Annotated in this window: 24 protein-coding genes; 13 read left to right on the forward strand and 11 right to left on the reverse strand. The window is 72.8% G+C overall.

Annotation, left to right across the window (positions count from 1 at the left end):
• Position 1: 1 nt before the first annotated feature.
• Positions 2–1342 carry an allantoinase AllB gene (gene allB / locus ACWFR4_RS06390; protein WP_453651121.1) on the reverse strand — a complete coding sequence of 447 codons (1341 nt, stop codon included), beginning with the start codon at positions 1340–1342 and terminating at the stop codon, positions 2–4.
• Between the two features lie 304 nt (positions 1343–1646).
• Here allB and ACWFR4_RS06395 point away from each other — a divergent pair, with 304 nt between their 5' ends.
• Positions 1647–2447: an IclR family transcriptional regulator gene (locus ACWFR4_RS06395; RefSeq protein WP_453651123.1), complete on the forward strand. Its 801-nt coding sequence runs from the start codon at positions 1647–1649 to the stop codon at positions 2445–2447.
• Here ACWFR4_RS06395 and ACWFR4_RS06400 read toward each other — a convergent pair.
• Together ACWFR4_RS06400 and ACWFR4_RS06405 are read right to left on the reverse strand one after the other, a co-directional pair.
• Positions 2390–3148, reverse strand: a complete 759-nt coding sequence (locus ACWFR4_RS06400) for an ABC transporter ATP-binding protein (protein ID WP_453651125.1) — start codon at positions 3146–3148, stop codon at positions 2390–2392. The genes ACWFR4_RS06395 and ACWFR4_RS06400 overlap by 58 nt on opposite strands.
• Complete coding sequence (locus tag ACWFR4_RS06405) at positions 3145–4224, reverse strand: ABC transporter permease (RefSeq protein ID WP_453651127.1); 1080 nt, start codon at positions 4222–4224, stop codon at positions 3145–3147. The genes ACWFR4_RS06400 and ACWFR4_RS06405 overlap by 4 nt, the downstream gene beginning before the upstream one ends.
• Before the next feature lie 135 nt (positions 4225–4359).
• On the opposite strand from ACWFR4_RS06405, the gene ACWFR4_RS06410 reads away from it, so the two are divergent.
• The gene (locus tag ACWFR4_RS06410) at positions 4360–5535 is read left to right on the forward strand and encodes a sensor histidine kinase (RefSeq protein WP_453651129.1); all 1176 of its coding nucleotides are present in this window, start codon (positions 4360–4362) and stop codon (positions 5533–5535) included.
• Complete coding sequence (locus ACWFR4_RS06415) at positions 5532–6158, forward strand: response regulator (protein ID WP_227298113.1); 627 nt, start codon at positions 5532–5534, stop codon at positions 6156–6158. Before ACWFR4_RS06410 ends, ACWFR4_RS06415 begins: the two co-directional genes overlap by 4 nt.
• 88 nt (positions 6159–6246) lie before the next feature.
• On the opposite strand, the gene ACWFR4_RS06420 is transcribed toward ACWFR4_RS06415, so the two are convergent.
• Both ACWFR4_RS06420 and ACWFR4_RS06425 read right to left on the reverse strand, forming a co-directional pair.
• A complete protein-coding gene (locus ACWFR4_RS06420; RefSeq protein WP_453651131.1) occupies positions 6247–6780 on the reverse strand; it encodes a universal stress protein in 534 nt (177 codons plus the stop codon).
• A complete protein-coding gene (locus ACWFR4_RS06425) occupies positions 6777–6920 on the reverse strand; it encodes a hypothetical protein (RefSeq protein ID WP_328542119.1) in 144 nt (47 codons plus the stop codon). The genes ACWFR4_RS06420 and ACWFR4_RS06425 overlap by 4 nt, the downstream gene beginning before the upstream one ends.
• Before the next feature lie 100 nt (positions 6921–7020).
• Between ACWFR4_RS06425 and yczR the strand changes: the two genes are divergently transcribed.
• On the forward strand, positions 7021–8514 hold the full coding sequence (gene yczR, locus ACWFR4_RS06430; protein WP_453651133.1) for a MocR-like transcription factor YczR: 1494 nt from the start codon (positions 7021–7023) through the stop codon (positions 8512–8514).
• A 35-nt stretch (positions 8515–8549) separates the two neighbouring features.
• On the opposite strand, the gene ACWFR4_RS06435 is transcribed toward yczR, so the two are convergent.
• A complete protein-coding gene (locus tag ACWFR4_RS06435; protein ID WP_453463376.1) occupies positions 8550–8864 on the reverse strand; it encodes a DUF5955 family protein in 315 nt (104 codons plus the stop codon).
• Between the two features lie 224 nt (positions 8865–9088).
• On the opposite strand from ACWFR4_RS06435, the gene ACWFR4_RS06440 reads away from it, so the two are divergent.
• Both ACWFR4_RS06440 and aceB read left to right on the forward strand, forming a co-directional pair.
• The gene (locus tag ACWFR4_RS06440; protein WP_453651135.1) at positions 9089–9694 is read left to right on the forward strand and encodes a nucleotidyltransferase family protein; all 606 of its coding nucleotides are present in this window, start codon (positions 9089–9091) and stop codon (positions 9692–9694) included.
• Positions 9695–9910: 216 nt separating this feature from the next.
• Positions 9911–11548, forward strand: a complete 1638-nt coding sequence (gene aceB / locus ACWFR4_RS06445; RefSeq protein ID WP_453463371.1) for a malate synthase A — start codon at positions 9911–9913, stop codon at positions 11546–11548.
• 65 nt (positions 11549–11613) lie between these two features.
• Here aceB and ACWFR4_RS06450 read toward each other — a convergent pair whose 3' ends face one another.
• The gene (locus ACWFR4_RS06450) at positions 11614–12537 is read right to left on the reverse strand and encodes a HipA family kinase (protein ID WP_453463369.1); all 924 of its coding nucleotides are present in this window, start codon (positions 12535–12537) and stop codon (positions 11614–11616) included.
• Positions 12538–12704: 167 nt separating this feature from the next.
• On the opposite strand from ACWFR4_RS06450, the gene ACWFR4_RS06455 reads away from it, so the two are divergent.
• From ACWFR4_RS06455 to ACWFR4_RS06465, 3 genes are read left to right on the forward strand one after another with little or no spacing between them, the layout of a single operon-like run.
• Positions 12705–13964, forward strand: a complete 1260-nt coding sequence (locus tag ACWFR4_RS06455; protein ID WP_453651137.1) for an FAD-dependent monooxygenase — start codon at positions 12705–12707, stop codon at positions 13962–13964.
• 45 nt (positions 13965–14009) lie between these two features.
• Positions 14010–15278 (forward strand): VWA domain-containing protein, encoded by a 1269-nt coding sequence (locus ACWFR4_RS06460; RefSeq protein WP_453463363.1) that lies wholly within the window; start codon positions 14010–14012, stop codon positions 15276–15278.
• The gene (locus ACWFR4_RS06465) at positions 15278–16129 is read left to right on the forward strand and encodes a hypothetical protein (RefSeq protein WP_453651139.1); all 852 of its coding nucleotides are present in this window, start codon (positions 15278–15280) and stop codon (positions 16127–16129) included. Before ACWFR4_RS06460 ends, ACWFR4_RS06465 begins: the two co-directional genes overlap by 1 nt.
• 64 nt (positions 16130–16193) lie before the next feature.
• On the opposite strand, the gene ACWFR4_RS06470 is transcribed toward ACWFR4_RS06465, so the two are convergent.
• A complete protein-coding gene (locus tag ACWFR4_RS06470) occupies positions 16194–16832 on the reverse strand; it encodes a winged helix-turn-helix transcriptional regulator (protein ID WP_453651141.1) in 639 nt (212 codons plus the stop codon).
• A 92-nt stretch (positions 16833–16924) separates the two neighbouring features.
• Here ACWFR4_RS06470 and ACWFR4_RS06475 point away from each other — a divergent pair, with 92 nt between their 5' ends.
• Together ACWFR4_RS06475 and ACWFR4_RS06480 are read left to right on the forward strand one after the other, a co-directional pair.
• Complete coding sequence (locus tag ACWFR4_RS06475) at positions 16925–18133, forward strand: pyridoxal phosphate-dependent aminotransferase (protein WP_453463354.1); 1209 nt, start codon at positions 16925–16927, stop codon at positions 18131–18133.
• On the forward strand, positions 18130–18762 hold the full coding sequence (locus ACWFR4_RS06480) for a peptidase (protein WP_453651143.1): 633 nt from the start codon (positions 18130–18132) through the stop codon (positions 18760–18762). Before ACWFR4_RS06475 ends, ACWFR4_RS06480 begins: the two co-directional genes overlap by 4 nt.
• Before the next feature lie 338 nt (positions 18763–19100).
• Here ACWFR4_RS06480 and ACWFR4_RS06485 read toward each other — a convergent pair whose 3' ends face one another.
• On the reverse strand, positions 19101–19835 hold the full coding sequence (locus ACWFR4_RS06485) for a DUF7873 family protein (protein ID WP_453463350.1): 735 nt from the start codon (positions 19833–19835) through the stop codon (positions 19101–19103).
• Between the two features lie 71 nt (positions 19836–19906).
• On the opposite strand from ACWFR4_RS06485, the gene ACWFR4_RS06490 reads away from it, so the two are divergent.
• Together ACWFR4_RS06490 and ACWFR4_RS06495 are read left to right on the forward strand one after the other, a co-directional pair.
• Positions 19907–20365 carry a hypothetical protein gene (locus tag ACWFR4_RS06490; protein ID WP_453651145.1) on the forward strand — a complete coding sequence of 153 codons (459 nt, stop codon included), beginning with the start codon at positions 19907–19909 and terminating at the stop codon, positions 20363–20365.
• A 56-nt stretch (positions 20366–20421) separates the two neighbouring features.
• Positions 20422–20955 (forward strand): hypothetical protein, encoded by a 534-nt coding sequence (locus ACWFR4_RS06495; RefSeq protein WP_453463347.1) that lies wholly within the window; start codon positions 20422–20424, stop codon positions 20953–20955.
• A gap of 33 nt (positions 20956–20988) precedes the next feature.
• Here the strand turns inward: ACWFR4_RS06495 and ACWFR4_RS06500 are convergent, their stop codons facing one another.
• Together ACWFR4_RS06500 and ACWFR4_RS06505 are read right to left on the reverse strand one after the other, a co-directional pair.
• Complete coding sequence (locus tag ACWFR4_RS06500) at positions 20989–22266, reverse strand: SWIM zinc finger family protein (RefSeq protein ID WP_453651147.1); 1278 nt, start codon at positions 22264–22266, stop codon at positions 20989–20991.
• Positions 22263–25124 (reverse strand): DEAD/DEAH box helicase, encoded by a 2862-nt coding sequence (locus ACWFR4_RS06505; protein ID WP_453651149.1) that lies wholly within the window; start codon positions 25122–25124, stop codon positions 22263–22265. Before ACWFR4_RS06505 ends, ACWFR4_RS06500 begins: the two co-directional genes overlap by 4 nt.
• Position 25125: the final 1 nt, after the last annotated feature.

Below are 25125 nucleotides of genomic sequence, written 5' to 3' on the forward strand. Positions count from 1 at the left end.
ATCAGTTGTTCCTTTCGAGGAGCTTGCCCGCGGGGGCGGTGAACTCGCCCTCGGCGACGATGCGTTCACCGCGCAGCCAGGTCGACTTGACGACACCGTGCAGCGTCTTGCCCGCGTAGGCGGTGACGCGGTTGCGGTGCTGCAGCTCGGCCGGGTCGACGGTGAACGTCTCCTCGGGTGCGAGAACCGCGAAGTCGGCGTCGCGGCCGGCGGCGATGGCGCCCTTGCGGTCGTCGAGGCCGACCAGCTCCGAGGTGCGCGAGGACATCCAGCGCACCACGTCGTCGAGGGAGTGGCCGCGCCCCCGGGCCTCGGTCCAGATGGCGGAGAGGCTCAGCTGGAGGCCGGAGATGCCGCCCCACGCGGTGGCGAAGTCGTCGGTCTTCAGGTCGGCGGTCGACGGCGAGTGGTCGGTGACGACGCAGTCGATGGTGCCGTCGGCGAGCGCCTGCCACAGCAGGTCCTGGTTGGCGGCCTCGCGGATGGGCGGGCAGCACTTGAACTCGCTCGCGCCGTCCGGGACTTCCTCGGCGGTGAGCGTGAGGTAGTGCGGGCACGTCTCGACAGTGAGCTTGACGCCCTCGGCCTTGGCCTCGGCGATCAGCGGCAGCGCGTCGGAGGAGGACAGGTGCAGGATGTGGACGCGGGCGCCGATCCGCTTGGCGGTGTCGATGAGCCCCTTGATCGCGACGTCCTCGGAGATCCGGGGCCGGGTCGCGAGGTAGTCGTCGTACTTGGGACCGCTGTTGTGCGGGGCGACGTCCAGCTCGTGCGGGTCCTCGGCGTGCACGATGAGCAGGCCGCCGAAGCCGGCGATCTCGGCCATGGAGGCGGTGAGCTGGTCACCGTTCAGGTGCGGGAACTCGTCCACGCCGGACGGCGAGAGGAAGCACTTGAAGCCGAAGACGCCGGCGTCGTGCAGCGGACGCAGGTCCTTGACGTTGTCGGGCAGCGCGCCGCCCCAGAAGCCGACGTCGATGTGCGCCTTGGCGGCGGCGACGTCCTGCTTGGTGCGGAGGTTGGCCGCGGTCGTCGTCGGCGGCAGCGAGTTGAGCGGCATGTCGACGATCGTGGTGATGCCGCCGGCCGCCGCGGCGCGGGTGGCCGTCCAGAAGCCCTCCCACTCCGTGCGCCCCGGGTCGTTCACATGGACATGGGTGTCCACGAGGCCGGGCATGAGGACATCGTCACCGAAGTCCTCGAGCCGGGCGCCGGCCGGTACCTCCGCGTCATGCGGAAGGACGGCGGCGATCTTTCCCCCGGCGACGGCGACCGACGCGGGCCGCGTGCCTTCGGGGGTGATGACGCGGGTCGAGCGCAGCACCAGTTCGACGTCGGACACCCGAGCCCCTCTCAGTAAATTCAACGTTCTGTTGAAGGAGTTTTCACTCCGGTCCAGGGTCCGTCAAGACCCTCCTCGTACGGGACGACGCCGCCCTGGACGTTTCCACAAAGTGGAATTAGAATTCCGTAAGCCAGAACGTAGCTATCTACGACGACACCGTCAAGAGAGCACAGGTATGGCCCGGCGACACCCGGACAAAGGCGCCCTGACCGGCTGGAACAACCCGGGCCGTGCCACACCCCCCGCGGTGACCGCCGGGTAGGCTGCAGCCTTGCCCTTCCGCCCCGAAAGGAACGCGCCCGTGCCGACGTCAAGCGCCAGCACCAAGTCCTCTGGCCCTTCCGCCCCGACCGGCGGAGTCCAGTCCCTCGAGCGCGCCTTCGACCTCCTGGAGCGGATGGCCGACGCCGGGGGCGAGGTGGGTCTCAGCGAGCTCTCCGCGAGCAGTGGCCTTCCCCTGCCGACGATCCACCGCCTGATGCGCACCCTGGTCGCCTGCGGGTACGTGCGCCAGCAGACCAACCGGCGCTACTCGCTCGGCCCCCGCCTGATCCGCCTCGGCGAGTCCGCCTCCCGCCTGCTGGGCACCTGGGCCCGCCCCTATCTCGCCCGCCTCGTCGAGGTGACCGGCGAGACGGCGAACATGGCGCTGCTCGACGGGGACGAGATCGTGTACGTCGCGCAGGTGCCGTCCAAGCACTCGATGCGGATGTTCACCGAGGTGGGCCGCCGCGTCCTGCCGCACTCGACGGGCGTGGGCAAGGCCCTGCTCGCCGGCACCCCGGCCGACGAGGTGCGCGCGCTGCTCGCGCGGACCGGCATGCCGGCCGCCACGGAGAAGACGATCACGACGCCCGAAGGCTTCCTCGACGCGCTCGCCGAGGTGCGCACCGCCGGGTACGCGGTCGACGACAACGAGCAGGAGATCGGTGTGCGCTGCCTCGCCGTCTCCGTGCCCAACTCCCCCACGGCCGCCGCGATCTCGATCTCGGGCCCGGCGGGGCGCGTCACCGACGAGGCGACCGAGAAGATCGTGCCGGTGCTTCAGCAGGTCGCCGAGGAGCTGTCGGTGGCGCTGTCGAGCTCCGGGGTCGGCGTGTAGCGGGCACCGCCCGCAGCGTCACGGGACGGGCCGGCCGTCGTGAGCCGCCCGTCCACCATTTCGCACACCTCGTCCGCCACCGCCAGATGCGCCCGGTCATGCGTGACCAGGACCGTCGCGGTGCCGCGCTCCCTCGTGAGGCGGGCGAGCAGATCCAGTACGGCCGCCCCCCGCTCGTGGTCGAGGGCGCTCGTCGGCTCGTCCACGAGCAGGACCGACGGCTCGTTCATCAGGGCGCGGGCGATGTTGACGCGCTGGCGCTGACCGCCGGACAGCTGGTGAGGGCGGCGGCGCGCCTGGTCCGTGAGCCCGACCGCTGCCAGCAACTCCCCTGCCCGCTCCCGTACTTCGTGCGGTTTGCGGCCGTCCAGGTGGGCCATGACCTGGAGCTGTTCGAGGGCGGTCAGGGACGGCAGCAGGTTGGGCTGCTGGAAGACGATGCCGAGGGAGCGGCGGCGCAGCCCGGCGCGTTCGGCGGGGCCGATCGAGTCCGTCGGCGTGCCGCCCACCGTCACGGTGCCGCTGTCGGGCGTGACCAGCGTCGCCGCGACCGCGAGGAGGCTGGACTTGCCCGAGCCGGACGGGCCGACGACCGCGGCGACCGTGCCGGCCGGGACATGCAGCGTGACGTTGTCGAGCGCCGTGATGCGGCCGTCGCCGTCCGGGTAGGTCAGGGTGATCTCGTCGAGGTCGAGGCTCATCGGGCGCTCCCGAGTGCGGTGAGGGGGTCGACGGCGGTGATGCGCCGGATGGACAGGGCGGCGCCGGCCGCGCCGAGGACGGTCATGACGGCGGCCGGGCCGAGCGTGGTGAGCGGCTCCATGACGAACGGCACGCTGTCGGGCACGAACGCCCCGATGAGCGCCGCGAGCGCCGTCCCGAGGGCCGTACCGCCGACGAGCATGACCACGGCCTGCCCGAGCGCGTCCTTCAGCAGATAGGGCGTCGAGGAGCCGAGGGCCTTGAGGACCGCGATGTCGCCGCTGCGCTGGATCGTCCACACGGTGAAGAACGCGCCGATGACCATCGCCGAGATGACGAAGAGGAAGCCCCGCATCAGCTGGAGCGAGCCGTTCTCGGCCTGGTAGGACCCTATGGCCTCCAGCGCCCCGTCGACGGTCCGCGTCTCGGTGCCCGCCGCACGGTCCGCGGCGCCGAGGTCGGCGCCGTCCCCGGTGCGCAGGGCGATCACGGTCGCCTGCTCCTCCCCGGAGCGCTGCCCGCCCGGCGCCACGCTCTGCCAGTCGCCGAGGTCGATCCAGACGACAGGCGTGTGGCTGTACGAGGCGTCGCCCGCGACCGCGCTCACCGTGAGGGACGTACCGGACAGGGCGATACGGTCACCGGGCCGCGCGCCCAGATCGTCCGCCGCCTGCTGGGACAGGACGGCCGTGCCGGGTGCCGTCGTGTCGGGCGCGAGACCCGAGCGGGGCCGCACGCCGAACGCGGACACGGCCGCCGTGTGGTGGCCCGCTGCGGCGTTGACGGTGCTGATACCGAGCGGCTGCGCGCTGTCGACCCCCGGGCGCGCGGCGAGCGCGCGCCACTGCTCGGCCCCGACCGCCGACCCGGTGAACGACACCGCCTGGCCGTCCGGCGGCCGGGCGAAGGCCAGGTGGTCGGCGGACAGCCCGGTCAGCGCCGAGGTGTTGTCCCGGGCCAGGCCCGCGGTCAGGCCGGACAGCAGGCCGACGAGCAGCGTGATCAGCACGACCACGCTTCCCATCAGTGCGAACCGGCCCTTGGCGAACCGTAGATCTCTCCATGCGACGAACATGGTCCCCAGCCTGCGGCCGGGCCCCCGTCCCGGGCATCGCGCCACAGCACGCTTCACCCGAATCGAAGGAAGGAGCCACCTTTCAAACTTTCGGTTGACCGCGGGCCGGGATCTTCTGCCTACGCTGGTGACGGTATGGATCCACGTTCTCTGACCCCCGTTCTGCGCGTCCTGCGCCTGTGCCTGCATCTGCTGATGGCCGGGCTGCTCGTGCTGGTCGCCGGCCGGGCACTGGCCGGGGACTCCACGGGAGCGGGCGCCGTGGTGGCCGCCGCGGTCGTGATGGCCGTCGTGTACGGCGCGGGCCCGCTGATCCCGGCCGTACGGGCCACGCGGGCCGGGGCCGCACTGTGGCTCGGAGCGCTGTGCGCAGTGTGGCTGGTGCTCCTCGTCCTCTCCCCCGACGGCCTGTGGCTGGCGTTCCCGCTGTACTTCCTCCAGCTGCATCTGCTGCCCGCCCGCTGGGGCGTGCCCGCCGTGACGCTCACCGCCGGCGCGGCCATCGCCTCGTACGTACTCCATGGGCAGCCGCTCAACCCGGGGGCCTTCATAGGGCCCCTCCTCGGCGCGGCCGTGGCCGTGGCGACGGTCATCGGTTACCAGACGCTGTACCGCGAGAGCGAGCGCAGACGCCACCTGATCGAGGAGCTGATCGCGACGCGCGCCGAACTCGCCGCCGCGGAGCGCACGGCGGGCACCCTCGCCGAGCGGGAGCGCCTGGCCCGCGAGATCCACGACACCCTCGCGCAGGGCCTGTCCTCGATCCAGCTCCTGCTGCGCGCGGCCCAGCGCGCGCTGCCGCCGCAGTCCCCTGCCGCCCCGCACATCGAACAGGCGCGCGCTGCAGCCCAGGACAACCTGGCGGAGGCCCGCCGTTTCGTACGGGCCCTGTCCCCGCCGGACCTGGAGAACGGGTCACTCGCCGGGGCCCTGGAGCGGCTGTGCACGACGGCTCCCGGGCTCACCGTCCGCTTCACGGCGAGCGGCACGCCGGCCGGGCTGCCGACGCCGTACGAGGTCGCGCTGCTGCGGATCGCGCAGTCGGCGCTCGCGAACACCGTGCGGCACGCGGGGGCGCGCCGCGCCGAGATCACCCTCAGCTTCATGGACACGGCCGTGGCCCTCGACATCGTGGACGACGGCCGCGGCTTCGACCCCATGTCGGCCCCGGCCGGTGACGGCGGGTTCGGCCTGCCCGCGATGCGCTCACGTGCCGAGTCCCTCGGGGGCACGTTCACGGTGGAGTCGGCGCCGGGTCAGGGCACGGCGGTCGCGATCACACTCCCCCTTCCGGTGGCAGGGGCGGCATGACCATCCGGCTCCTGCTCGCCGACGACCACCCCGTCGTACGCGCCGGGCTCCGCGCGGTCCTCGACGCCGAACCCGACTTCGAGATCGCCGCGGAGGCCGCCACGGCGGAGCGGGCCGTGGAGCTCGCCGCGGCCGGCGGGGTCGACGTCGTCCTCATGGACCTCCAGTTCGGCGCCGGGATGCACGGCTCGGAGGCGACCGCGGCCATCGCGGCGCGGCCCGGTGCGCCGCGTGTCCTCGTCCTGACCACGTACGACACAGACGCGGACATCCTGGCCGCGGTGGAGGCGGGCGCGTCCGGGTATCTGCTGAAGGACGCGCCGCCGGAGGAGCTCGCGGCAGCGGTCCGCACGGCCGCCTCCGGCCAGTCCGCCCTCGCCCCCGCGATCGCGCACCGTCTGATGGACCGCATGCGCGCCCCGGCCGAGGCGCTCAGCCGCCGCGAGCTGGAGGTGCTCCAGCTCGTCAGGGACGGCCTGTCGAACCAGCGGATCAGCAAGGAACTGTTCCTCAGCCAGGCGACGGTGAAGTCCCATCTCGTGCACATCTACGCCAAGTTGGGCGTCGATTCACGCACGGCGGCGGTCGCCGCGGCCACCGCACGCGGCCTGATGCGCCGCTGACCCGCCGTCCAACCTGCCGGACCCGCCGCAGCCCGTGCCGCGCACAGCGACAGCCACCGCACGCGGACTCATGCGGCGCTGCCCCCGTTCACCCGGCCGGACCCGCCGCCGCGAAGTCGTGTGCGCTCGCCCGGCGCAGCGCGCGCAGCTCGTGCCGCGCCAGCGGCGGCGCGGGCACGGTCAGGACCGGGCAGCCGGCGTGGGCGACGACGTAGCGGTGGATCCGCCCGCGCCACATGCGGCGTGGGTGGACGCCGATGACGAGCAGGTCGTCCGGGCCCGCCACCGCGTCGCACAGAGCCCGGCCCGGCTTGGCCCTGACCACACGGCGTACCAGGTCCACGTCCCGGGGCGGCCCGCCGAGCGCCTCGGCGAAGGCGCGGTCGAGGCGGGCGCGGGCCTCGCCGTGCCAGTGCCGGGCCCACTGCCGGTCGGGGCGGCGGGCGTACAGGCCCTCGCCCTCGGGCGGCTCCCAGGCGTGGACGGCTACGAGGACCCGGCCGGAGCGGCGCGCCTGCTCGGCGGCCGCGCGCAGCGCCGCGAGCCCGCCGAGTGAGTCGCTCACCCCGACGACGACCTGCCCGGCCACTGACTCGGAGCGCCGGGCCGCAACCCCAGTCACGGCTTCCTCCCCTTGCGCCGCTTCCCGTTCACGAGCGCGCGGACCCAGGCACCCGCCGGGCGCACGGTGCGCGCTTCCGCGCGGCGCTGCATCTCCCGTTCGAAACGGTCCGTGACACAGCCCGCCCCGTACCCATCCATGGCATGCCTCCTCAGCCGCTCCCCAGGCCAAAGCCCCTGACCTCTGTCGAGTCTGTACGCTGATTGGCCTGGACAGCAGGGCCAATAACGGAGAGTTGGCATGGCAGGCAATCGAGTGGTCCACGCCTTGAGCACCCCTGGCACGGACAGCATGAACAGATCCCTGGGCAGCCGCCGCCTGGCCGGCCTCCTGGCGGTGACCGCCGGGGAGAGGCCCGGCTACCGCGCCCTCGCCCAGGGCGTGCGCACCCTGCTGCTCGACGGACGTATCCCGCTGCACACCCGGCTGCCCGCCGAGCGCGAGCTGGCCACGGCACTCGGTGTCAGCCGCGCCACGGTCACCGCCGCCTACGACCTGCTGCGCGAGGGCGGCTACGCGCGCAGCAGGCGCGGCGCGGGGACCTGGACCGAGCTGCCCGAGGGACAGCGGCCCGCCAGCGTGGCCGTCTTCCCCGCGGGCGACGACGTGATCGACCTCGCCGTCGCGGCGCCCGGCGCACCGGAGGCGGAACTCGCCGACGCGCTCGCCGCCGCGAGCACACTGCTGCCCCGGCACGCGTCGACGCCCGGCTACCACCCGTACGGGCTTCCCGAGCTGCGGGCCGCGGTCGCCGAGAGGTTCACGCGGCGCGGGCTGCCGACGCTTCCCGAGCAGATCCTCATCACCTCGGGCGCCCAGCAGGCGGTGTCGCTCACCCTGGGGCTCCTCGCGAGGGCGGGCGACCGCGTCCTGGTCGAGAACCCGTCGTACCCGAACGCCCTGGACGCGCTGAACAGGGGCGGGATGCGGGCCACGCCGGTGCCGGTCACGGACGGCGGCTGGGACACGGACCTGTTCGAGTCGGCGCTGCGCCAGACCGCGCCGCGGCTCGCCTATCTGATCCCGGACTTCCACAACCCGACCGGGCGGCTGATGCCGCGCGAGCAGCGGGTGCGGCTCCTCGAGGCGGCGCGGGCGACCGGGACCTGGCTGGTCGTGGACGAGACGGTCGCCGACATCGCGCTGGACGTGCCGGCGCCCGCGCCGTTCGCCTCGCTCGCGGCGCACGGCGCGGGCGAACAAGTCGTCACCGTGGGCTCGTTGAGCAAGTCGCACTGGGGCGGGCTGCGCATCGGCTGGGTGCGGGCCGGGTCGCGGCTCATCACGGAACTGGCCACGGCACGGGTGCCGTTCGACATGTCGGGTTCCGTGCTCGACCAGCTCGTCGCGCTGCGGCTGGTCGACCGGATGGACGAGGTCCTGAGCGAGCGCCTTCCCCGGATGCGGGCCCAGCGGGACGCGCTCGCCGAGGACCTGGCGCGTGAACTGCCGGAGTGGCGCTGGCAGTTGCCGCCCGGCGGCCTGTCGCTCTGGATCGACCTGGGCCGCCCGATCGCCTCGGCTCTCGCCCGGGCCGCGCTGCGGCACGGGGTGCGCATCGAGGGCGGCTCCCGCTTCGGCGCGGACCCGGGCACGCACGAGCACCGGCTGCGCTTCCCGTACACCCAGCCGCCCGAGGTCGCCAGGGAGGCGGTGCGCCGCCTGGCGCAGACGCTCGCGGACGGCCTCGGCACGACGGGCGACGAGCCGGGCAGGCCCCACTGGGTGGCGTAACTCCGGACCGATGGGCCGTCAATTCGCGTACGAGGTCAGTGCAGTGGCGGCCCACCGAACAGCTCCACCGCTTTCCGCACGTCCCCGAGGCCCTTCGCCAGGGCGCTGACCGAGCCGATCGCGCCCGCGATGAGCAGCAGGGACCGGCGCAGGCGCGGGATCTCCGGGAGGCCGCCGGCGGCCATCGCGTCCAGGGCGGCCAGTTCGTCCTCGGCGACCGCGCGGTCGGGGAACTCGGCCGGATGGGCGGCCAGTTCACGACGCAGCCTGGACACCGCGGTGCGTAACTCCGTCACCCGCGGATCCTCTTCGCTGACCGCCACCAGCTTCTGCCCCACGCTCCGCAACACAGCTCTCCCCCCTCGCACGCCTTTGTGCGACTGCAGACGTGCGCGTTCCGCACGCCGTACGCCTTCCGCGGCCCCGGCGGGGCGTTGGCCGGACTCGCCGCATCGGGGTCGCCGGCCAGTAAACGCCACTTTCTGCCGCGCCCGCCACCGTGCCGACCGAATTCCGGCCTCACGAGTGTCCCGGCGGTCGGCGCGCGGGGCGCTCGGTGAGGTATCCAGGCTTCATGACACACGCAACGGATGACGCTCCGGTGACGGGACTGCTGCTCGCGGCGGGCGGCGGGCGCAGGCTCGGCGGGCAGCCGAAGGCGCTCCTGACGCACCGCGGGCGTCCCCTGGTGGAGCACGCGGTGGCGGTGCTGCGCGCGGGCGGCTGCGAGCGCGTCCACGTCGTGCTCGGCGCGGCCGCCGACGACGTACGGGCGCGGGCGGACCTCACGGGGTGCGTGCTCGTGGAGAACCCGGCGTGGGAGGAGGGCATGGGGTCGTCGCTGCGGGCGGGCCTCGGCTCGCTCGCCGGTACGGGGACGTCGAGCGCGCTCGTACTCCTTGTGGACCAACCGGGCATCGGGGCGCCTGCGGTGGCTCGGGTCCGGGCCGCGTACCGGTCGGCGGGGTCGCTCGCGGCGGCCGCGTACGACGGGGAACGCGGGCATCCGGTCCTGTTCGGGGCGGAGCACTGGCCGGGGATCGTGGCGAGCGCGGCCGGAGACCGCGGGGCGCGGGCGTACCTGAAGGAGCACGCTTCGGAGCTCACGCTCGTGGAGTGCGGCGATGTGGCCGATGACTACGACATCGACACCGAGGCCGACCTGAAGCACCTTGAGTGAGGGGCATGAACGGGGCGTGAGGAGCCTGGCACCGAGCGCCACGTTATGTCGACCCGGAGAATCTCGACATCAACAAACCATTGAACTTCCACAATGAGGAAACTAGTATCCACTGCTCAGAAGGGCCGGTCCCCCCGCGCGGGGTCCGTAGTCGTATTCCGGCGCCCACGGCACTCGGTGCCGCCCGCGCCCGTTCGCTGAAGGAAGTGACAGCTCATGTCCGCACCAGCGCCGTCCCCGCTGGCCATCGTCGACGCAGAGCCCCTGCCCAGGCAGGAAGAGGTGCTCACGGACGCGGCCCTCGCCTTCGTGGCCGAGCTGCACCGGCTGTTCACGCCCCGGCGTGACGAGCTCCTCACCCGCCGCGCGGAGCGTCGCGCCGAGATCGCCCGCACCTCCACGCTCGACTTCCTCCCGGAGACCGCTCATATCCGCGAGGACACCACCTGGCGCGTCGCGCCCGCCCCGGCCGCGCTGAACGACCGCCGCGTCGAGATCACCGGTCCCACCGACCGCAAGATGACCATCAACGCCCTCAACTCGGGCGCCAAGGTCTGGCTCGCGGACTTCGAGGACGCCTCCGCCCCCACCTGGGAGAACGTCGTCCTGGGCCAGGTCAATCTGGTCGACGCCTACACGCGCAACATCGACTTCACGGACGAGCGCACCGGCAAGTCGTACGCCCTCAAGGGCAACGACGAGCTCGCGACCGTCGTGATGCGCCCGCGCGGCTGGCACCTGGACGAGCGTCACCTGAAGGACGAGGCCGGCCGCCCCGTTCCCGGCGCGCTCGTCGACTTCGGCCTGTACTTCTTCCACAACGCCAAGCGCCTGATCGAGCTCGGCAAGGGCCCGTACTTCTACCTCCCGAAGACGGAGTCGCACCTGGAGGCCCGCCTCTGGAACGAGATCTTCGTCTTCGCGCAGGACTACGTCGGGATCCCGCAGGGCACCGTCCGCGCGACCGTCCTGATCGAGACGATCACGGCCGCGTACGAGATGGACGAGATCCTCTACGAGCTCCGCGACCACGCCGCCGGCCTGAACGCGGGCCGCTGGGACTACCTGTTCTCCATCGTCAAGAACTTCCGTGACGGCGGCGCCAAGTTCGTCCTGCCGGACCGCAACCTGGTCACGATGACGGCCCCGTTCATGCGCGCCTACACCGAACTCCTCGTCCGCACCTGCCACAAGCGGGGTGCGCACGCGATCGGCGGCATGGCGGCGTTCATCCCGTCGCGCCGCGACGCCGAGGTCAACAAGGTCGCGTTCGAGAAGGTCAAGAACGACAAGGACCGCGAGGCCGGCGACGGCTTCGACGGCTCGTGGGTCGCCCACCCCGACCTGGTCCCGATCGCGATGGCGTCCTTCGACGCGGTCCTCGGCGACAAGCCGAACCAGAAGGAGCGCCTGCGCGAGGACGTGTCCGTCGCGCCCGGCGACCTGATCGCGATCGACTCCCTCGACGCCAGGCCCACCTACGACGGCCTGGTCAACGCCGTCCAGGTCGGCATCCGCTACATCGAGGCGTGGCTGCGCGGCCTCGGCGCCGTCGCCATCTTCAACCTGATGGAGGACGCGGCCACCGCCGAGATCTCCCGCTCGCAGATCTGGCAGTGGATCAACGCCGGTGTCGTCTTCGAGGGCGGCGAGCACTCCGGCACGACCGTCACGGCCGACCTGGCGCGTGAGGTCGCGGCCCAGGAGCTCGCGAACATCAAGGCCGAGATCGGCGAGGAGGCCTTCGCGGCCGGCAAGTGGCAGCAGGCCCACGACCTCCTCCTCCAGGTCTCCCTGGACGCGGACTACGCGGACTTCCTGACGCTGCCCGCGTACGAGCAGCTCGCCGGCTGAGTCCTGCCCCGCACCACCCGAGCCCTCGGCACCGCACAGCGCCGGGGGTTCGGTCGTGTCCGGGGTCAGCCCTTGTGACCGAGGTGGACGGACCAGTCCTGTTCGGCGGCCGGTTTGCCGTGCAGGTCTGGGACGCGCTTGAGCCAGTCGGGGCGTCCCTTCTCCGTGTCGGCGGCGCGGCGCGCGTCGGCGGCCGCCAGCTGGTCGCGCGACGGGAAGTCCGTGGGCAGCCAGGCGGCCGACGTACGGGCGCGGGCCGCGAGGTAGGAGACGTATGCCTCGCGGACCTCGTCCGGCGAGGTGAAGCCCGGCTCGTCGGTCAGCCACGCGTCGGGGACGAGGGCGGTGATCTCGCGGAGCATCTCCTCGGTGACGAGGGGGGCCAGCTCCGCGTCGGCGGCCGCCGTGTCGGGCCCGTAGGCGCCGAGGGCGTGATGGCGGAAGTCGTACGCCTTGTCGGGCACGGACGCGTCCCAGCGATGGTGGAAGATCAGGGCCGCGCCGTGGTCGATCAGCCACAGCTTCGGCTCCTGGATGCCGAAGGTGGGCCAGATCATCAGGTTCGAACTGTGGATCGTACGGTCCACGTTGACCGTGAGGGCGTCGAGCCACACGATCTTCCCGGCCTCCAGCGGGTCGACCGTGAAGACGGCGGCGACCTCGGGCGTGAAGTCCTTCGCGCCCGGCAGGAAGTCCATCCCGAGGTTGAGCCCGTCGCTCGCGCGCAGCAGGTCCTGGACCTCCTGGTGCGGCTCGTGGGCGGCCACCTCGGGGTCGAAGTGCGTGAGGACCAGCTCGGGGAAGCGCAGGCCGAGGCGGCGCGCGAGCTCGCCGACGACGATCTCCGCGACGAGTGCCTTGCGGCCCTGCGCGGAGCCGGTGAACTTCACGACGTAGGTCCCCAGGTCGTCGGCCTCGACGACCCCCGGCACGGAGCCGCCGGTCCGCAGGGGGGTCAGATACCGGACAGCCGTCACTTCTCGCAGCACACCGGCCAGCCTAACCGGCGGCGCCCACGGCCGGGGGTGGCCGGAATCGCACCGTCCGGGCTCCGGGTCCGCGCGGCGCCCGGCGACTGCCGGTACCGTCGTCCCGGCTGCGGAGATCTCCTTGCGCGATCTCCCTTGCGCGGGACCGAGGACGGGGACGGGTACGCATGGTGAACGGTGGCCGGGTCGCGGTCGTGGGCGGGAGCATCGCGGGATGCGCGGCGGCTCTCGCGGCCCATCGCGGGGGCGCGGACGAGATCGTCGTGTACGAGCGGGCCGCGGGCTCCCTCGCGGAACGCGGCGTGGGGCTCGCGGTGCACGACGCGCGGTACGCCGAGCTGGAGTCGGCCGGGTACATGGACGCGGGCATGCCGTGGGTGGGCCTGGTGCGCCGCCGCTGGTACGTGCGCGCCGGGGACGGCGGGTCCGCGAGGGACACAGTGCTCGGCCGCGAGATCGCCACCATGCCGTTCCCGTTCCGTACGTACAACTGGGGACCGCTCTGGCGCGAGCTGCGCCGGGCGGTGCCGGCGGGCGTCGAGTTCCGTACGGGTGCGGCGGTGGCTCGGGTCGAGGCGACGGCGGGCGGGGCCCGCGTGCACTGCGCGGCCGGCGGCGCCGAGGAGTTCGGCCTCGTCATCGGCGCGGACGGCTACCGCTCGGCGGTCAGGGCCTGCGCGTTCCCCGACGTACAGCCGAGGTACGCGGGCTATCTGGCGTGGCGGGGCGCGTTCCCCGCGCAGCGCCTCGCCGAGCCCGGGCTGTGGGCCGAGGAGGACTGCGCGTACGTCGTGTTCCCCGGCGGGCACCTCATCGTCTACCGGATCCCGGACGGCGGCCCGGCCGGCGGCCACCGCGTGAACTGGGTTCTCTACACGGCGCCGCCGCCGGGCGTCGACGCGGCGCTGCGCGTCGACCTGCCGACGAGCCTGCCGCCCGGCACCCTCACCGACGCGCTGCGCTCACATCTCGCTCATGTGGCACAGGAGTTGCTGCCGCCGTACTGGGGCGACCTGGTCCGCCTCACCGCCCCGGACGAGCTCGCGCTCCAGCCCATGTACGACTTCACGGCCCCGCGGTACGCGACGGGCCGGTTCATGCTGGCCGGGGACGCGGCGACGGTCGCGCGCCCGCACACCGGGGCGGGCGCGGTGAAGGCCCTCCAGGACGGCGCCGCCCTCGAATCCGCGTTCCGCTCCGCGTCGGACTTCGACGCGGCGCTCGCCGCGTACGACGACTCCCGCACGGCGGCCGGCGGTGCGCTGGTCGGGCTCGGGCGGAGCCTGGGCCGGGCGCTGGTGCAGGAGACCCCGGACTGGCGGGAGTTGGACCAGGCCGGACTCGAGGCATGGTGGGCACAGGCGGACGGAACCGGGGTGTTCGGCGGGAAACAGCTGGATTCCGGCACCGGCCCGCATCCCCGCTGAGCACTCGTTTTGTTGTGCGCGTACGTTGATCCATAAGATCCGGCGATGATCATAAGAAAACGGCTGGCGGCGGGAACCTGTGTCCTGTTCGCCGCCCTGACCATGGGGCTGACGCCCGTCGGCGCCTCCGCGGCGGACAACCCTGACGGGCAGCCCACGGCCGCCCCCAAGGTCGAGCTCGTGCTCGACGTGAGCGGTTCCATGCGGGCGCGCGACATCGACGGCGGGTCCCGGATGGCCGCCGCGAAGCAGGCGTTCAACGAGGTGCTCGACGCGACGCCGAAGGAGGTCGAGCTCGGCATCCGCACGCTCGGCGCCAACTACCGTGGCGAGGACCGGAAGGTGGGCTGCAAGGACACCGCGCAGCTCTACCCGGTCGGGCCGCTCGACCGCACCGAGGCGAAGACCGCCGTCGCCACCCTCTCACCGACCGGCTGGACGCCGATCGGCCCCGCGCTCCTGAAGGCGGCCGACGACCTGAACGGCGGCGACGGATCGCGCCGCATCGTCCTCATCAGCGACGGTGAGGACACCTGCCAGCCGCTCGACCCGTGCGAGGTCGCGCGCGACATCGCCGCCAAGGGCATCAACCTCACCATCGACACGCTCGGCCTGGTCCCGGACGCCAAGACGCGTGACCAGCTCAGCTGCATCGCCGAGGCCACCGGCGGCACGTACACCTCCGTGCGGCACACCGATGAACTCACCGACCGCGTAGGCCAGTTGGTGGACCGGGCCGCCGACCCCGTGGTCAACCCCGTGGCCGTCGAGGGCGCCGAGGAGTGCACCGGCGCGCCGGAGATCAAGCCCGGTCTGTACACGGACCGCGAGACGTTCGGGGAGCACCGCTTCTACCGCGTGGCCGTCGCCCCCGGGCAGGAGCTGCGCGCCTCGGTGAGCGTCGCCGCGGACCGCGCCGTCAACAAGGACTACGGCGTGCTGCTGCGCGCGGTCACCGAGCACGGCCGTGAGATCGTCCGGGGCTCGGAGGCGGGCGACGGGCGTACGGACGTCATCTCCACGGGTCTGCGCTACCCGAAGCCCGAGCAGGACGACGAGGCGGCGGCCGAGACCGTGTGCCTCCAGGTGTCGAACTCCTACTCGGCCCCCGCGTCGGTCAAGACGACGCCGGGCCTCCCGGTCGAGCTGACCGTCGACCTCGTGGACGCGCCGAGCGCCGCGTCCGACGTGGCCGCGTTCGGCCTCGGCCGCGGCTGGTGGCTGCTCGGCGCCCTGGTGCTCACCGGCTTCGCCGCGGGTGTGCTGTGGGGCTGGATCTCGCGCTGGCGGTTCGCGGTCTGGAGGACCAACTGATGCGTACGACCAAGATGTTGGCGACGGCGGGACTCCTCGGCGCGAGCGCCCTGACCGCACTGCTCGGGGCCGGTACGGCGTTCGCCGGCTCCGGCGACTCCGGTACCTCCGGTGACAACAAGGCCCCCACCGAGGCGGGCACGTCGTTCCGTACCGCGCAGGAGGTGGAGCAGGGCCGGCGGGCCACCGCGGGCGCCTCCACGGGCGACTACCTGTACTGGTCGTTCCCGGCGGACGCCGGGCAGCGGCCCACGGTCAAGGCGACGGTGAAGCTGCCGGACTCGGCCGCGCGGCCCTCGGGCGCGACGTGGCGGATCGACGTGTACGACGGGCTGAGGCGCCGCCAGTCCTGCATGTACGGGACGCAGTCGAGGGCGGCGGCGCAGGATGCGTCGTCGGTCGACCTGTCCTGCACGCTGCGCACGGTGCGGGCCTGGTCGGAGCAGTGGGCCAACGACCCGCTGCCCGGCACCTACTACGTCCGGCTCACGGCGGCCACGCTGACGCCCTCGGACCAGGGGCTGCCCGTCTCGGCCGAGATCGAGGTGACCTCCAAGGAGGTCGGCGGCTCCTCGGCGGTGGACGGCTCGCTGGCGGCCCCGCTCGTGCCGGGCTCGACGACGAAGGAGGCCGCTGCCGCCTCCGACGACTCCTCCGACGTGGAGAACGGCTCGCAGGCCGGCCAGGCGCTCGCGACGGGCGAGCCCGAGGACGGCTGGTCCTCCGGCTGGTGGTCCGACCGCTGGGCCTGGACGGCGGCGGGCGGCATCCTGGCGGCGCTCGCCGGTATCGGCGGCTACGCCCTGACGCGCGGCACGGGCCGCCCGTCCCGGGTACCGCCGGGCATGTGACACCCCCGCCCATGGCGCCCGCGCACGTCACGTGCCGGGCGCCACGGGTGAGTTGGCCACTGCGTCACGCCACCCGCAGCGCCTTTGCCAGGGCGCCGTCCCCAGACACGGCGACCTGGCCGGCGCGTGCCGCCTCCTCCAGCGTCAGCTCGCCCCGCACCACGGCGACGCAGGTCTCCGTGCCTAGGACGAGCCGCGCGTCGGGCTCACCGGCCACGGGCCCCTCGCCGTAGACAGGCCCGTCCGCGCCCGAGCCGCCGACCCGCACATGGAACTCCCCCTCGTCCAGGCGCACTTCCACCACGCCCTCGCCGCCGAGCCGCTCCAGATGACTCAGGAGCGGCAGGGCGAACCAGTGCGCGCGCACCGCGTCCGTGGGCCTGCGCTCGTCCAGGGCGGGTGCGCCCCACTCCCCCAGCGCCTGGAGCACCGGCAGCAACTTCCGCCCCCGCGAGGTCAGTTCATAGACGTATGCCGAGACCGGCGCGGGCAGCCTGCGGCGCTCCGCGACGCCCTCGCGCTCCATGTCCTTCAGGCGCGAGGCGAGTACGTCCGTGCTGACGCCGGGCAGGTCGGCGTGCAGATCGGTGTAGCGGCGCGGCCCCGCGAGGAGCTCACGGACGATCAGGAGCGTCCAGCGGTCCCCGACGGCGTCGAGGGCGCGGGCGGCGGCGCAGTACTGGTCGTAGCTTCGGCGTGGCATGGCTCGCAGTCTATGCAACTTGTTGGACTTTCCAAGCAGTCACTTGGTAAAACCAAGTCACACACGTCACGGGCAGTCCGGGAGGGCACCACATGGAGTTCCGGCAGTCGAGCAAGCTCAGCGAGGTCTGCTACGAGATCCGCGGCCCGGTGATCGAGCACGCCAACGCCCTTGAGGAGGCGGGCCACAGCGTCCTGCGCCTCAACACCGGCAACCCCGCGCTCTTCGGCTTCGAGGCGCCCGAGGAGATCGTCCAGGACATGATCCGGATGCTCCCCCAGGCTCATGGCTACACCGACTCACGGGGCGTCCTGTCCGCCCGCCGCGCCGTCGCACAGCGCTACCAGAGGCTCGGCCTCGAGGTCGGCGTCGACGACGTCTTCCTCGGCAACGGCGTGTCCGAGCTGGTCTCCATGGCCGTACAGGCGCTCCTGGAGGACGGCGACGAAGTCCTCATCCCCGCCCCGGACTTCCCGCTGTGGACAGCCGTCACGACGCTCTCCGGCGGCAAGGCCGTGCACTACGTCTGCGACGAGTCGGCCGACTGGTACCCCGACCTCGACGACATGGCCGCGAAGATCACCGACCGCACCAAGGCCGTCGTCATCATCAACCCCAACAACCCCACGGGCGCCGTCTATCCGAAGGAGATCATCGAGGGCATCCTCGACCTCGCCCGCCGGCACGGCCTGATGGTGCTCGCCGACGAGATCTACGACCAGATCCTGTACGACGACGCGGTCCACCACAGCGCCGCCGCCCTCGCCCCCGACCTGGTCGTCCTCACCTTCTGCGGGCTCTCCAAGACGTACCGCGTCGCGGGTTTCCGCTCCGGCTGGCTGGTCGTCACGGGACCGCAGCAGCACGCCCGCAACTATCTGGAGGGCCTGACGATGCTCGCCTCCATGCGGCTGTGCGCCAACGCCCCCGCCCAGTACGCGATCCAGGCCGCGCTCGGCGGCCGCCAGTCCATCCGCGAACTGACCGCGCCGGGCGGCCGCCTCCTCGAACAGCGCGACAAGGCCTGGGAGAAGCTCAACGAGATCCCGGGCGTCTCCTGCGTGAAGCCCAAGGGCGCCCTGTACGCGTTCCCGCGCATCGACCCCAAGGTCCACCCCATCGTCGACGACGAGAAGTTCGTCCTCGACCTGCTGCTGCGCGAGAAGATCCAGGTCGTCCAGGGCACCGGCTTCAACTGGCCGCGCCCGGACCACTTCCGCATCCTCACCCTCCCGTACGCTGACGATCTAGACGCCGCGATCAGCCGGATCGGCCGCTTCCTGAGTGGGTACCGCCAGTGACGTTCTGCACCACCTGCGCCCTGCCGAGCCTGACGCAGTTCGCCTCGCCCGAGCTCGTCGAGGCGATCGTGGAGGGCGGCCACGACCGCGCCGACGACCCCGCCTGGGAGACCTCGGGCGCGGCCACGGTGGAGGACTACGCCCTGTGGTGCGGCCATCTGTGCGGCCTGACCTGCCTGCGCATGACGCTCGGCCCGGACGCGCCCAGCCTGTTCGACCTGCGGGACGGAGCGCTCAAGTACGGCGCGTACACCGTGGATGCGGAGGGCGACATCCACGGTCTGATCTACGCCCCGTTCGCCGAGTACGCCCGCGAGGAACTCGGCCTGGACGCGACCGTCCACCGCACACTGACGGTCGACGAGATCGCCGCGCTGCTCGATCAGGGCCGTACGGTCATGGCCTCGGTCCACTACGGGGTCCGCCGCCCGGAACGGCCCGCGCCCGGTCGGGGCGGGCACCTGGTCCTGCTCACCGCCCGCGACGGTGACCGCTTCCACTTCCACAACCCGTCGGGGATCAGCCCCGAAACCCGTTGCGCGGAACTGCCGTCGGGAACGTTCGAGACGTTCTTCGCGGGGCGGGGAGTCTCGTTGGGTGCCGGACATGGAGCGGGTCCGAGGGCGTAGCCGGCCCCCGGACCCCATGAATGCCACTCACATCACACGCCGACACGCTTGAGGACCCGGGTCAGTGTCAATGCCCTGCGTCCTGCCTTTGGACTACCGCCCATCGAGCTGGGCGGGCCGGATTCGAACCGGCAATTCGGGGCCTGGGGCCCGGGTCCGATCGATTCGGCGATGAGCGGCGAATACTGAGTCTGGAGCAAGAGTCTGAGATTGATGGCGGTCCGCGTGTGCTGTGCGGACCGCACCGTCACGACAAGCTTCAGCTTCAGCTTTGCGCTCCTCGCGCACCCCGGCCGCCGGCTCAGCGGCGCCCGGGGAGTCTTGAATGTGCCCCTGGATCAGCCGAACAGATAGCTGAACACGGGGTCACCCGCCCGCTGGTCGGACACCTCCGCCGCGTTCGCCTCCTCGCGGGCGAACTTGACGGCCTGCTGGAGCCTCTCGATCCGCTCGAGCAGCTCGTTCACCCTGCGCGCGGGCAGCGCGCCGGAGAACTTCACGGTCGTCCAGTACCCGACGGGCACGTCCTCGTAGTACACCTCGACCTGCGCCGGGTGCTTCTCGGTCGCCTCGGCCTTCACGTGGTTGCGCGGCACCTTCTTGGTGCGCAGCGTCCGCACCGGCTCCGTCTTCCAGTCGTCGGTCGACGGGTCCTGCGTCCACGACTCGGAGGCGTCGAGCACGGGCAGCTTGCGTACGAAGGTGTTGAGGTCGACGAGCTGCTTCTCCAGGAAGAGCAGATACGCGACCGGCACCTGGCTCAGGACGGCCCGTCCGTCCACGGTGACATCGGCGCGCGCCTCGCAGTTCGCCCAGTCCTTGGTGGCGGTCACATCGAACAGCCGGGTGAGCGTCTTCGCGGTGTCCCGCAGCACGTGCTCGGCCTTCACCTGGACCCGCGTCGACTCGGGCGGCAGCTGCTCGCCCTCCTCGTCCTTGGGCTGGTAGGTACGCGAGATCCCGGCCAGGAGCGCCGGCTTCTGAAGCCCGTGATGGGCCGCCGTCAGGTCCTGGTGTGCCTTGGACTTGACGCCTTTCTCGACTGCGATGATCTGATTGAGTTTCGTTGCCACGCGAGAAAGGTAGTCAGGCACCGCACTCCGAATCGAATGGTTTTTCCCCGGCCCACGAGGAGCAACTCACCATGGATGCGGCGCTGATAGCCGTGCTCGGCACCCTGCTCGGTTCCGTCGTCACCCACTTCTTCCAGGCGCGGTCCACGGAGCGGGTCGCCGGGCTCGCCCGTGCCGAACAGCTCCGTCAGGAGCGGATCTCCAGTTACAGCGCGTTCGCCGGGGCCTTGTTCGACTACCGGCGCAGTCAGAACGACCGGTGGTTCCGGGCGCAGGAGGTGCCGGGTTCTTCGCAGGCGGAGGACGCCCGCTTCGCGTCGTACGAGGCGCGGATCAGCGCGCGGCAGGCGCTGGCGCGGCTCCAGTTGGTGTGCGACCAGGCGGACACGCGTCAACTCGCGGAGTCTGCCTTCGAGTTGGCGAACTGTCTGCACGAGTCGGTGGACGAGGAGGACCGGGACCGGCGGTCGCGGCGGTGCAAGGACGCCCTGACGAGGTTCATCGAGTCGGCGGCCCCGAGCGTGCGCTGACCCTGTGTCCGCCGCCGCCATGAGCGATCACCGTCCTCGGTGGGCAACACCTCTGCATGACAGACAGGCCGCTGCTCCTCCTCGACGTCGACGGGCCCCTCAACCCGTACGCCGCCCGCCTACCCCGCCTGCGCGGATACGCCGCTCACCGCTTCCACCCGGCGAACTGGCTCTCGCGCCAGACGCCCGGCTCCCGACGCCACCGTCGCGGGTTACGGGTCGTGCTCAACCCGTCCCACGGCCGGCGCCTGGTCGGGCTGCCCTTCGAACTGGCCTGGGCGACCACGTGGATGCACGAGGCGAACGAGATGATCGGCCCGGCGATCGGACTGCCCGCCGCGCTGCCCGTGATCGAGTGGCCCGAGCTGTTCGCCCGGGATCCCGACGGCCTCTACTGGAAGACTCGCCCGCTGCTCGACTGGGCGGCCGGGCGGTCCTTCGCCTGGGTCGACGACATGATCACGGACCTGGACTCCCGCCATGTGACGGCGCACCACGACGCCCCGGCCCTGCTTCTGCGCATCCACCCGCGCCACGGGCTGCGCGAGAGGGACTTCATGACGCTGACGCGATGGGCCGAGGCGTTGTGAAGCGACGCACTCGGCCGCCGCCGGCCCGGCCCGTCAGCGGCCGAGCAGTGCGGTGAGGGCGCCGACCGGGTCCGTGTCGGGGGTGCCTCTCGGCCACCAGTCCTCGCGGCCGGGGTCCGACTCGTAGCCGTACCAGAGGCCTTCGCGGCCGAGGCGGAGCTGGAGGTTGTCGGTCGAGAGCCTGTTGCGGTGGGGGCGGAAGTGAGGGAAGTCCGCTGCGATGAGGGCCGGGCGGGCGCGGTCGAAGGGACCGGCCGGCGGGTCCCACTCCCCTTCGAGGACGTCCAGGCCCGCGAGTCCGCCCTGGCGCCAGGCGGCGACGGCGCGGGCCAGGTCGGTGGCCGTGCGTCCGGTGCCCTGGGCGAGAGACTTGTACAGCGCGCGCGTGGACGCCGCGAGGCCGGAGCCGGGGTGGGCGGCGGCGAGCCGGACCGCGTCCTGCCAGGGGGTGAGTCCGGCGATCGGGTCGATGCCCCGGGTGAGGAACGTGTGGGCGCGGGCCGCGGCCTCCGTGGCGAGGAGGTCGAGGGCGAGCGGGTCAGGGGCGCCGGACGCGTGCGGGTAGACGGGCGGGCGGCCCGGGTGCGCGGGCGCCGGGAACGGCGGGGGCAGCAGCGGCAGGGTGCGCGGGGCGAGGGCTTCGCGGGCCTCGACCGAGGGCAGTGCGGGGGCCGTGGCGGAGCGCTCGTCCGCGGCACGCGCCGCGTTGCGCCGGGTCAGGTCGGCGAGGAGCTCCTGTTCGCCGCGGCCGCGCAGCAGGAACAGGACGAACGGGTCCTCGTCGAGCAGTCGTGCCGTCTGGTAGCAGAGCGCGGCCGCGTGCTTGCAGGGGTGACCGTTGTCCGGGCAGGAGCAGTCGGGGATCAGGTCACCGGCGGCGGGCAGGAGGTCGGCGACCGCGGCCAGCGCGTGCGGCACGTCCTTGTCGAGGAGCGCGGCCATGTGGTCGGGGCGGGCTGCCGCCGTGTCGAGGATGCGCTCCCAGTCGTCGTCGTGGAGGGTGCGCAGACGGATCTCCGTGCGGTACGGCCGGGGGCGTGAGCCGTGGACGTAGGCCATGACACGGCCGGGGGTCGCGGTGATGGCGTCGACGTGTCCTCGGTCGGCGTAGGCGCGGCCGCGGTTGAGGCGGGCCGTGTCGAGCGCCGTGTCCACGAGGGCGTCCACCCACGCGTTCCCCCACCAGGTCAGCGCGAAGTCGTCGGCCGTGCGGGTGCGGGGCGGCAGGGGCGGGAAGGTGCGGCGGCGGTCGTCGACGCGGGCTCGGGCCTGGGCGTGCGCGCCGGCGCGGCCCGGCGTGTGGGGGGTCATGCCGTCCTCCTGAGGGAGACGAGGTCGGCGAGTTCCCGGTCGGTCAGCTCGGTCAGGGCGGCTTCGCCGGAGCCGAGCACGGCGTCTGCGAGTGCCTTCTTGGCGGCGAGCATCTCGGCGATGCGGTCCTCGACGGTGCCCTCGGTGATGAGGCGGTGGACCTGGACGGGCTGGGTCTGGCCGATGCGGTAGGCGCGGTCGGTGGCCTGCTCCTCGACGGCCGGGTTCCACCAGCGGTCGAAGTGGACGACGTGGCCCGCGCGCGTGAGGTTCAGGCCGGTGCCGGCGGCCTTCAGGGAGAGCAGGAAGACGGGGACCTCGCCGGACTGGAAGCGGTCGACCATGCGCTCGCGTTCGGCCACGGGGGTTCCGCCGTGCAGGAGTTGGGAGGGGATCGCGCGGGCGGCGAGGTGGGTCGCGAGGAGGCGGGCCATGGACACGTACTGCGTGAAGACGAGGACGGAGCCGTCCTCCGCGAGGATCGTGTCGAGGAGTTCGTCGAGCAGGGCGAGCTTGCCTGAGCGGCCGGTGAGACGGGCGCGCGGGCCGTCCGCCTCCTTCAGGAACTGCGCCGGGTGGTTGCAGATCTGCTTGAGCGACGTCAGGAGTTTCATGATCAGGCCGCGGCGGGCGATGCCTTCGGCGGCCTCGATCTCGGCCATCGCCTCGCGGACGACCGCCTCGTAGAGCGATGCCTGTTCGCGGGTGAGGGGGGCCGGGTGGTCCGACTCGGTCTTGGGCGGCAGCTCGGGAACGATGCCGGGGTCGGACTTCTTGCGGCGGAGCAGGAACGGCCGCACGAGGCGGGCCAGGCGCTCGACGGCCTCGGCGTCCTCACCGGTCTCCACGGCGCGCGCGTGCCGTGCGCGGAAGGACTTGAGCGGGCCGAGCAGCCCGGGGGTCGTCCAGTCGAGCAGGGCCCACAGCTCGGAGAGGTTGTTCTCCACGGGCGTGCCGGTGAGGGCGACGCGGGCGGGCGACGGGATCGTGCGCAGCGCCTTGGCGGTGGCGGAGAAGGGGTTCTTGATGTGCTGCGCCTCGTCGGCGACGACCATGCCCCAGGTGTGCCCTGCCAGTTCGGCGGCGCGGGTGCGCAGGGTGCCGTACGTGGTGAGCACGAAGCCGCCGTCCAGGCCGTCGAGGGTGCGGTCGGTGCCGTGGAAGCGGCGGACGGAGACTCCGGGGGCGAAGCGGGTGATCTCCCGCTGCCAGTTCCCGAGGAGGGACGCCGGGCAGACGACGAGCGTGGGCGCCGCCTTGTTCCTGCGCAGGTGGAGCGCGATGAGGGTGATCGTCTTGCCGAGACCCATGTCGTCGGCGAGGCAGCCGCCGAGGCCGAGGGAGGTCATGAGGTCGAGCCAGGCGAGGCCGCGCAGCTGGTAGTCGCGGAGCGTGGCGTGCAGGCCCTCGGGCTGGGTGGCGGCCGAGGGGCCTTCGACGAGGCGGTCGCGCAGGTGGGCGAGGACTCCGGTGGGGACGGCCTCGACGCGCTCGCCGTCGATCTCTGCCTCGCCGGTGAGGGCCACGGCGAGGGCGTCGACGGGCTGGAGCAGCCCCAGTTCGCGTTTGCGGGCCTTGCGTACGAGGTCGGGGTCGACGACGACCCACTGGTCACGCAGCCGGACGACGGGCCGGTGGGACTCGGCGAGTTCGTCCATCTCACGCTCGGTGAGCGGGTCGCCGTCGAGCGCCAACTGCCAGTTGAACTTGAGGAGTTCCTCCCCGTCGAAGAACGGGGTGCCGTCGGTGGCGGAGCCGGGCGCGGCGGCGCGCACCACGGCGGTGGCGGTGAGGGCGCGGGCCAGGTCCCTGGGCCAGTGGACCTCGACGCCCGCGTCCGCGAGGCGGGCCGCGGCCGGGCCCAAGAGGTCGAGGAGCTCGCCCTCGGAGAGCGCGAGGACGTCGGGCACGTCGCGCTCCAGGACGCGGCCGAGCGGGGGCCAGACACGGGCGGCGCGGCGCAGGGCGAGGACGGCGTCGATCCTGGCGCGCGGCCCGAAGTGCGCCTCACCGTCGCCGGCCCAGAGCCGCGCCGCGTCGACGACCTGGGTGGGGTCGGCGAGGCTGTGCACCTGGACGAGCGCGGCCCCGGCCCGCCGCCGCTCCTCGGTACCGGCTCTTCCCGGGCCGTCCTCACCGGCAGATGTGTCGGCGGGGTCGGGGGCGTCGTCCGTGTCGAAGAGGGTGAAGTTCGACAGGTCGAGGCGCAGGGAGACCCGCACGCCCGCGTCCATGCCGGCGGCTGCCTCGACCGCCCAGGCACGCGCGCGGGGCAGGTGCTGCGGCGCGAAGGAGGCGAAGGGCGCCCCGGCCGCGAAGGGGGCGGCGGGGCTGCGCGGCAGGGAGTCGGCGACAGCGTCGAGGAACGCGCGCACGAGAGCTTCGGGCTCGGGCAGCCGCAGCGGCTTGGAGCCCTCCACCGGCGCGGCATGGGCCTCGTACGGCATGGCGGCGGCGATGGCGCGCAGCTGTGCGATGTCGTCCGCGTCGAGCGGGCCCGCGCGCCACGCGTCGTGATCGGAGGCGGTGAGGCCGGGCAGGAGGCGGCCGCGGCCCACGAGGTGCAGGGCGTGCAGGGCGGCGGCGCCCCAGCAGGCCGCTGCGGGGTGGGCGCCGGGGGTGTGCCGGGCCCGCACGAGCAGGGGCAGTGCGTCGGTGACGGGCAGCCGGACGGCGGGCACGGTCCGGGTGCGGGCGCCCGCGCCGTGCGGCCGGACCACCGTGAGCGGGGTGGCGCCGGGCAGGTCCGTGCCGTCCGGGTGCCAGAACGCGACCGTGCTCTCGCGCGGCAGGGGCGCGGGAAGGAACACGGCGGCCGCGGCGGCGGTGATGCCCCTGTGGTCGGTCTGCTCCGTCATG

This window comes from Streptomyces sp. NPDC055140, assembly GCF_053607285.1.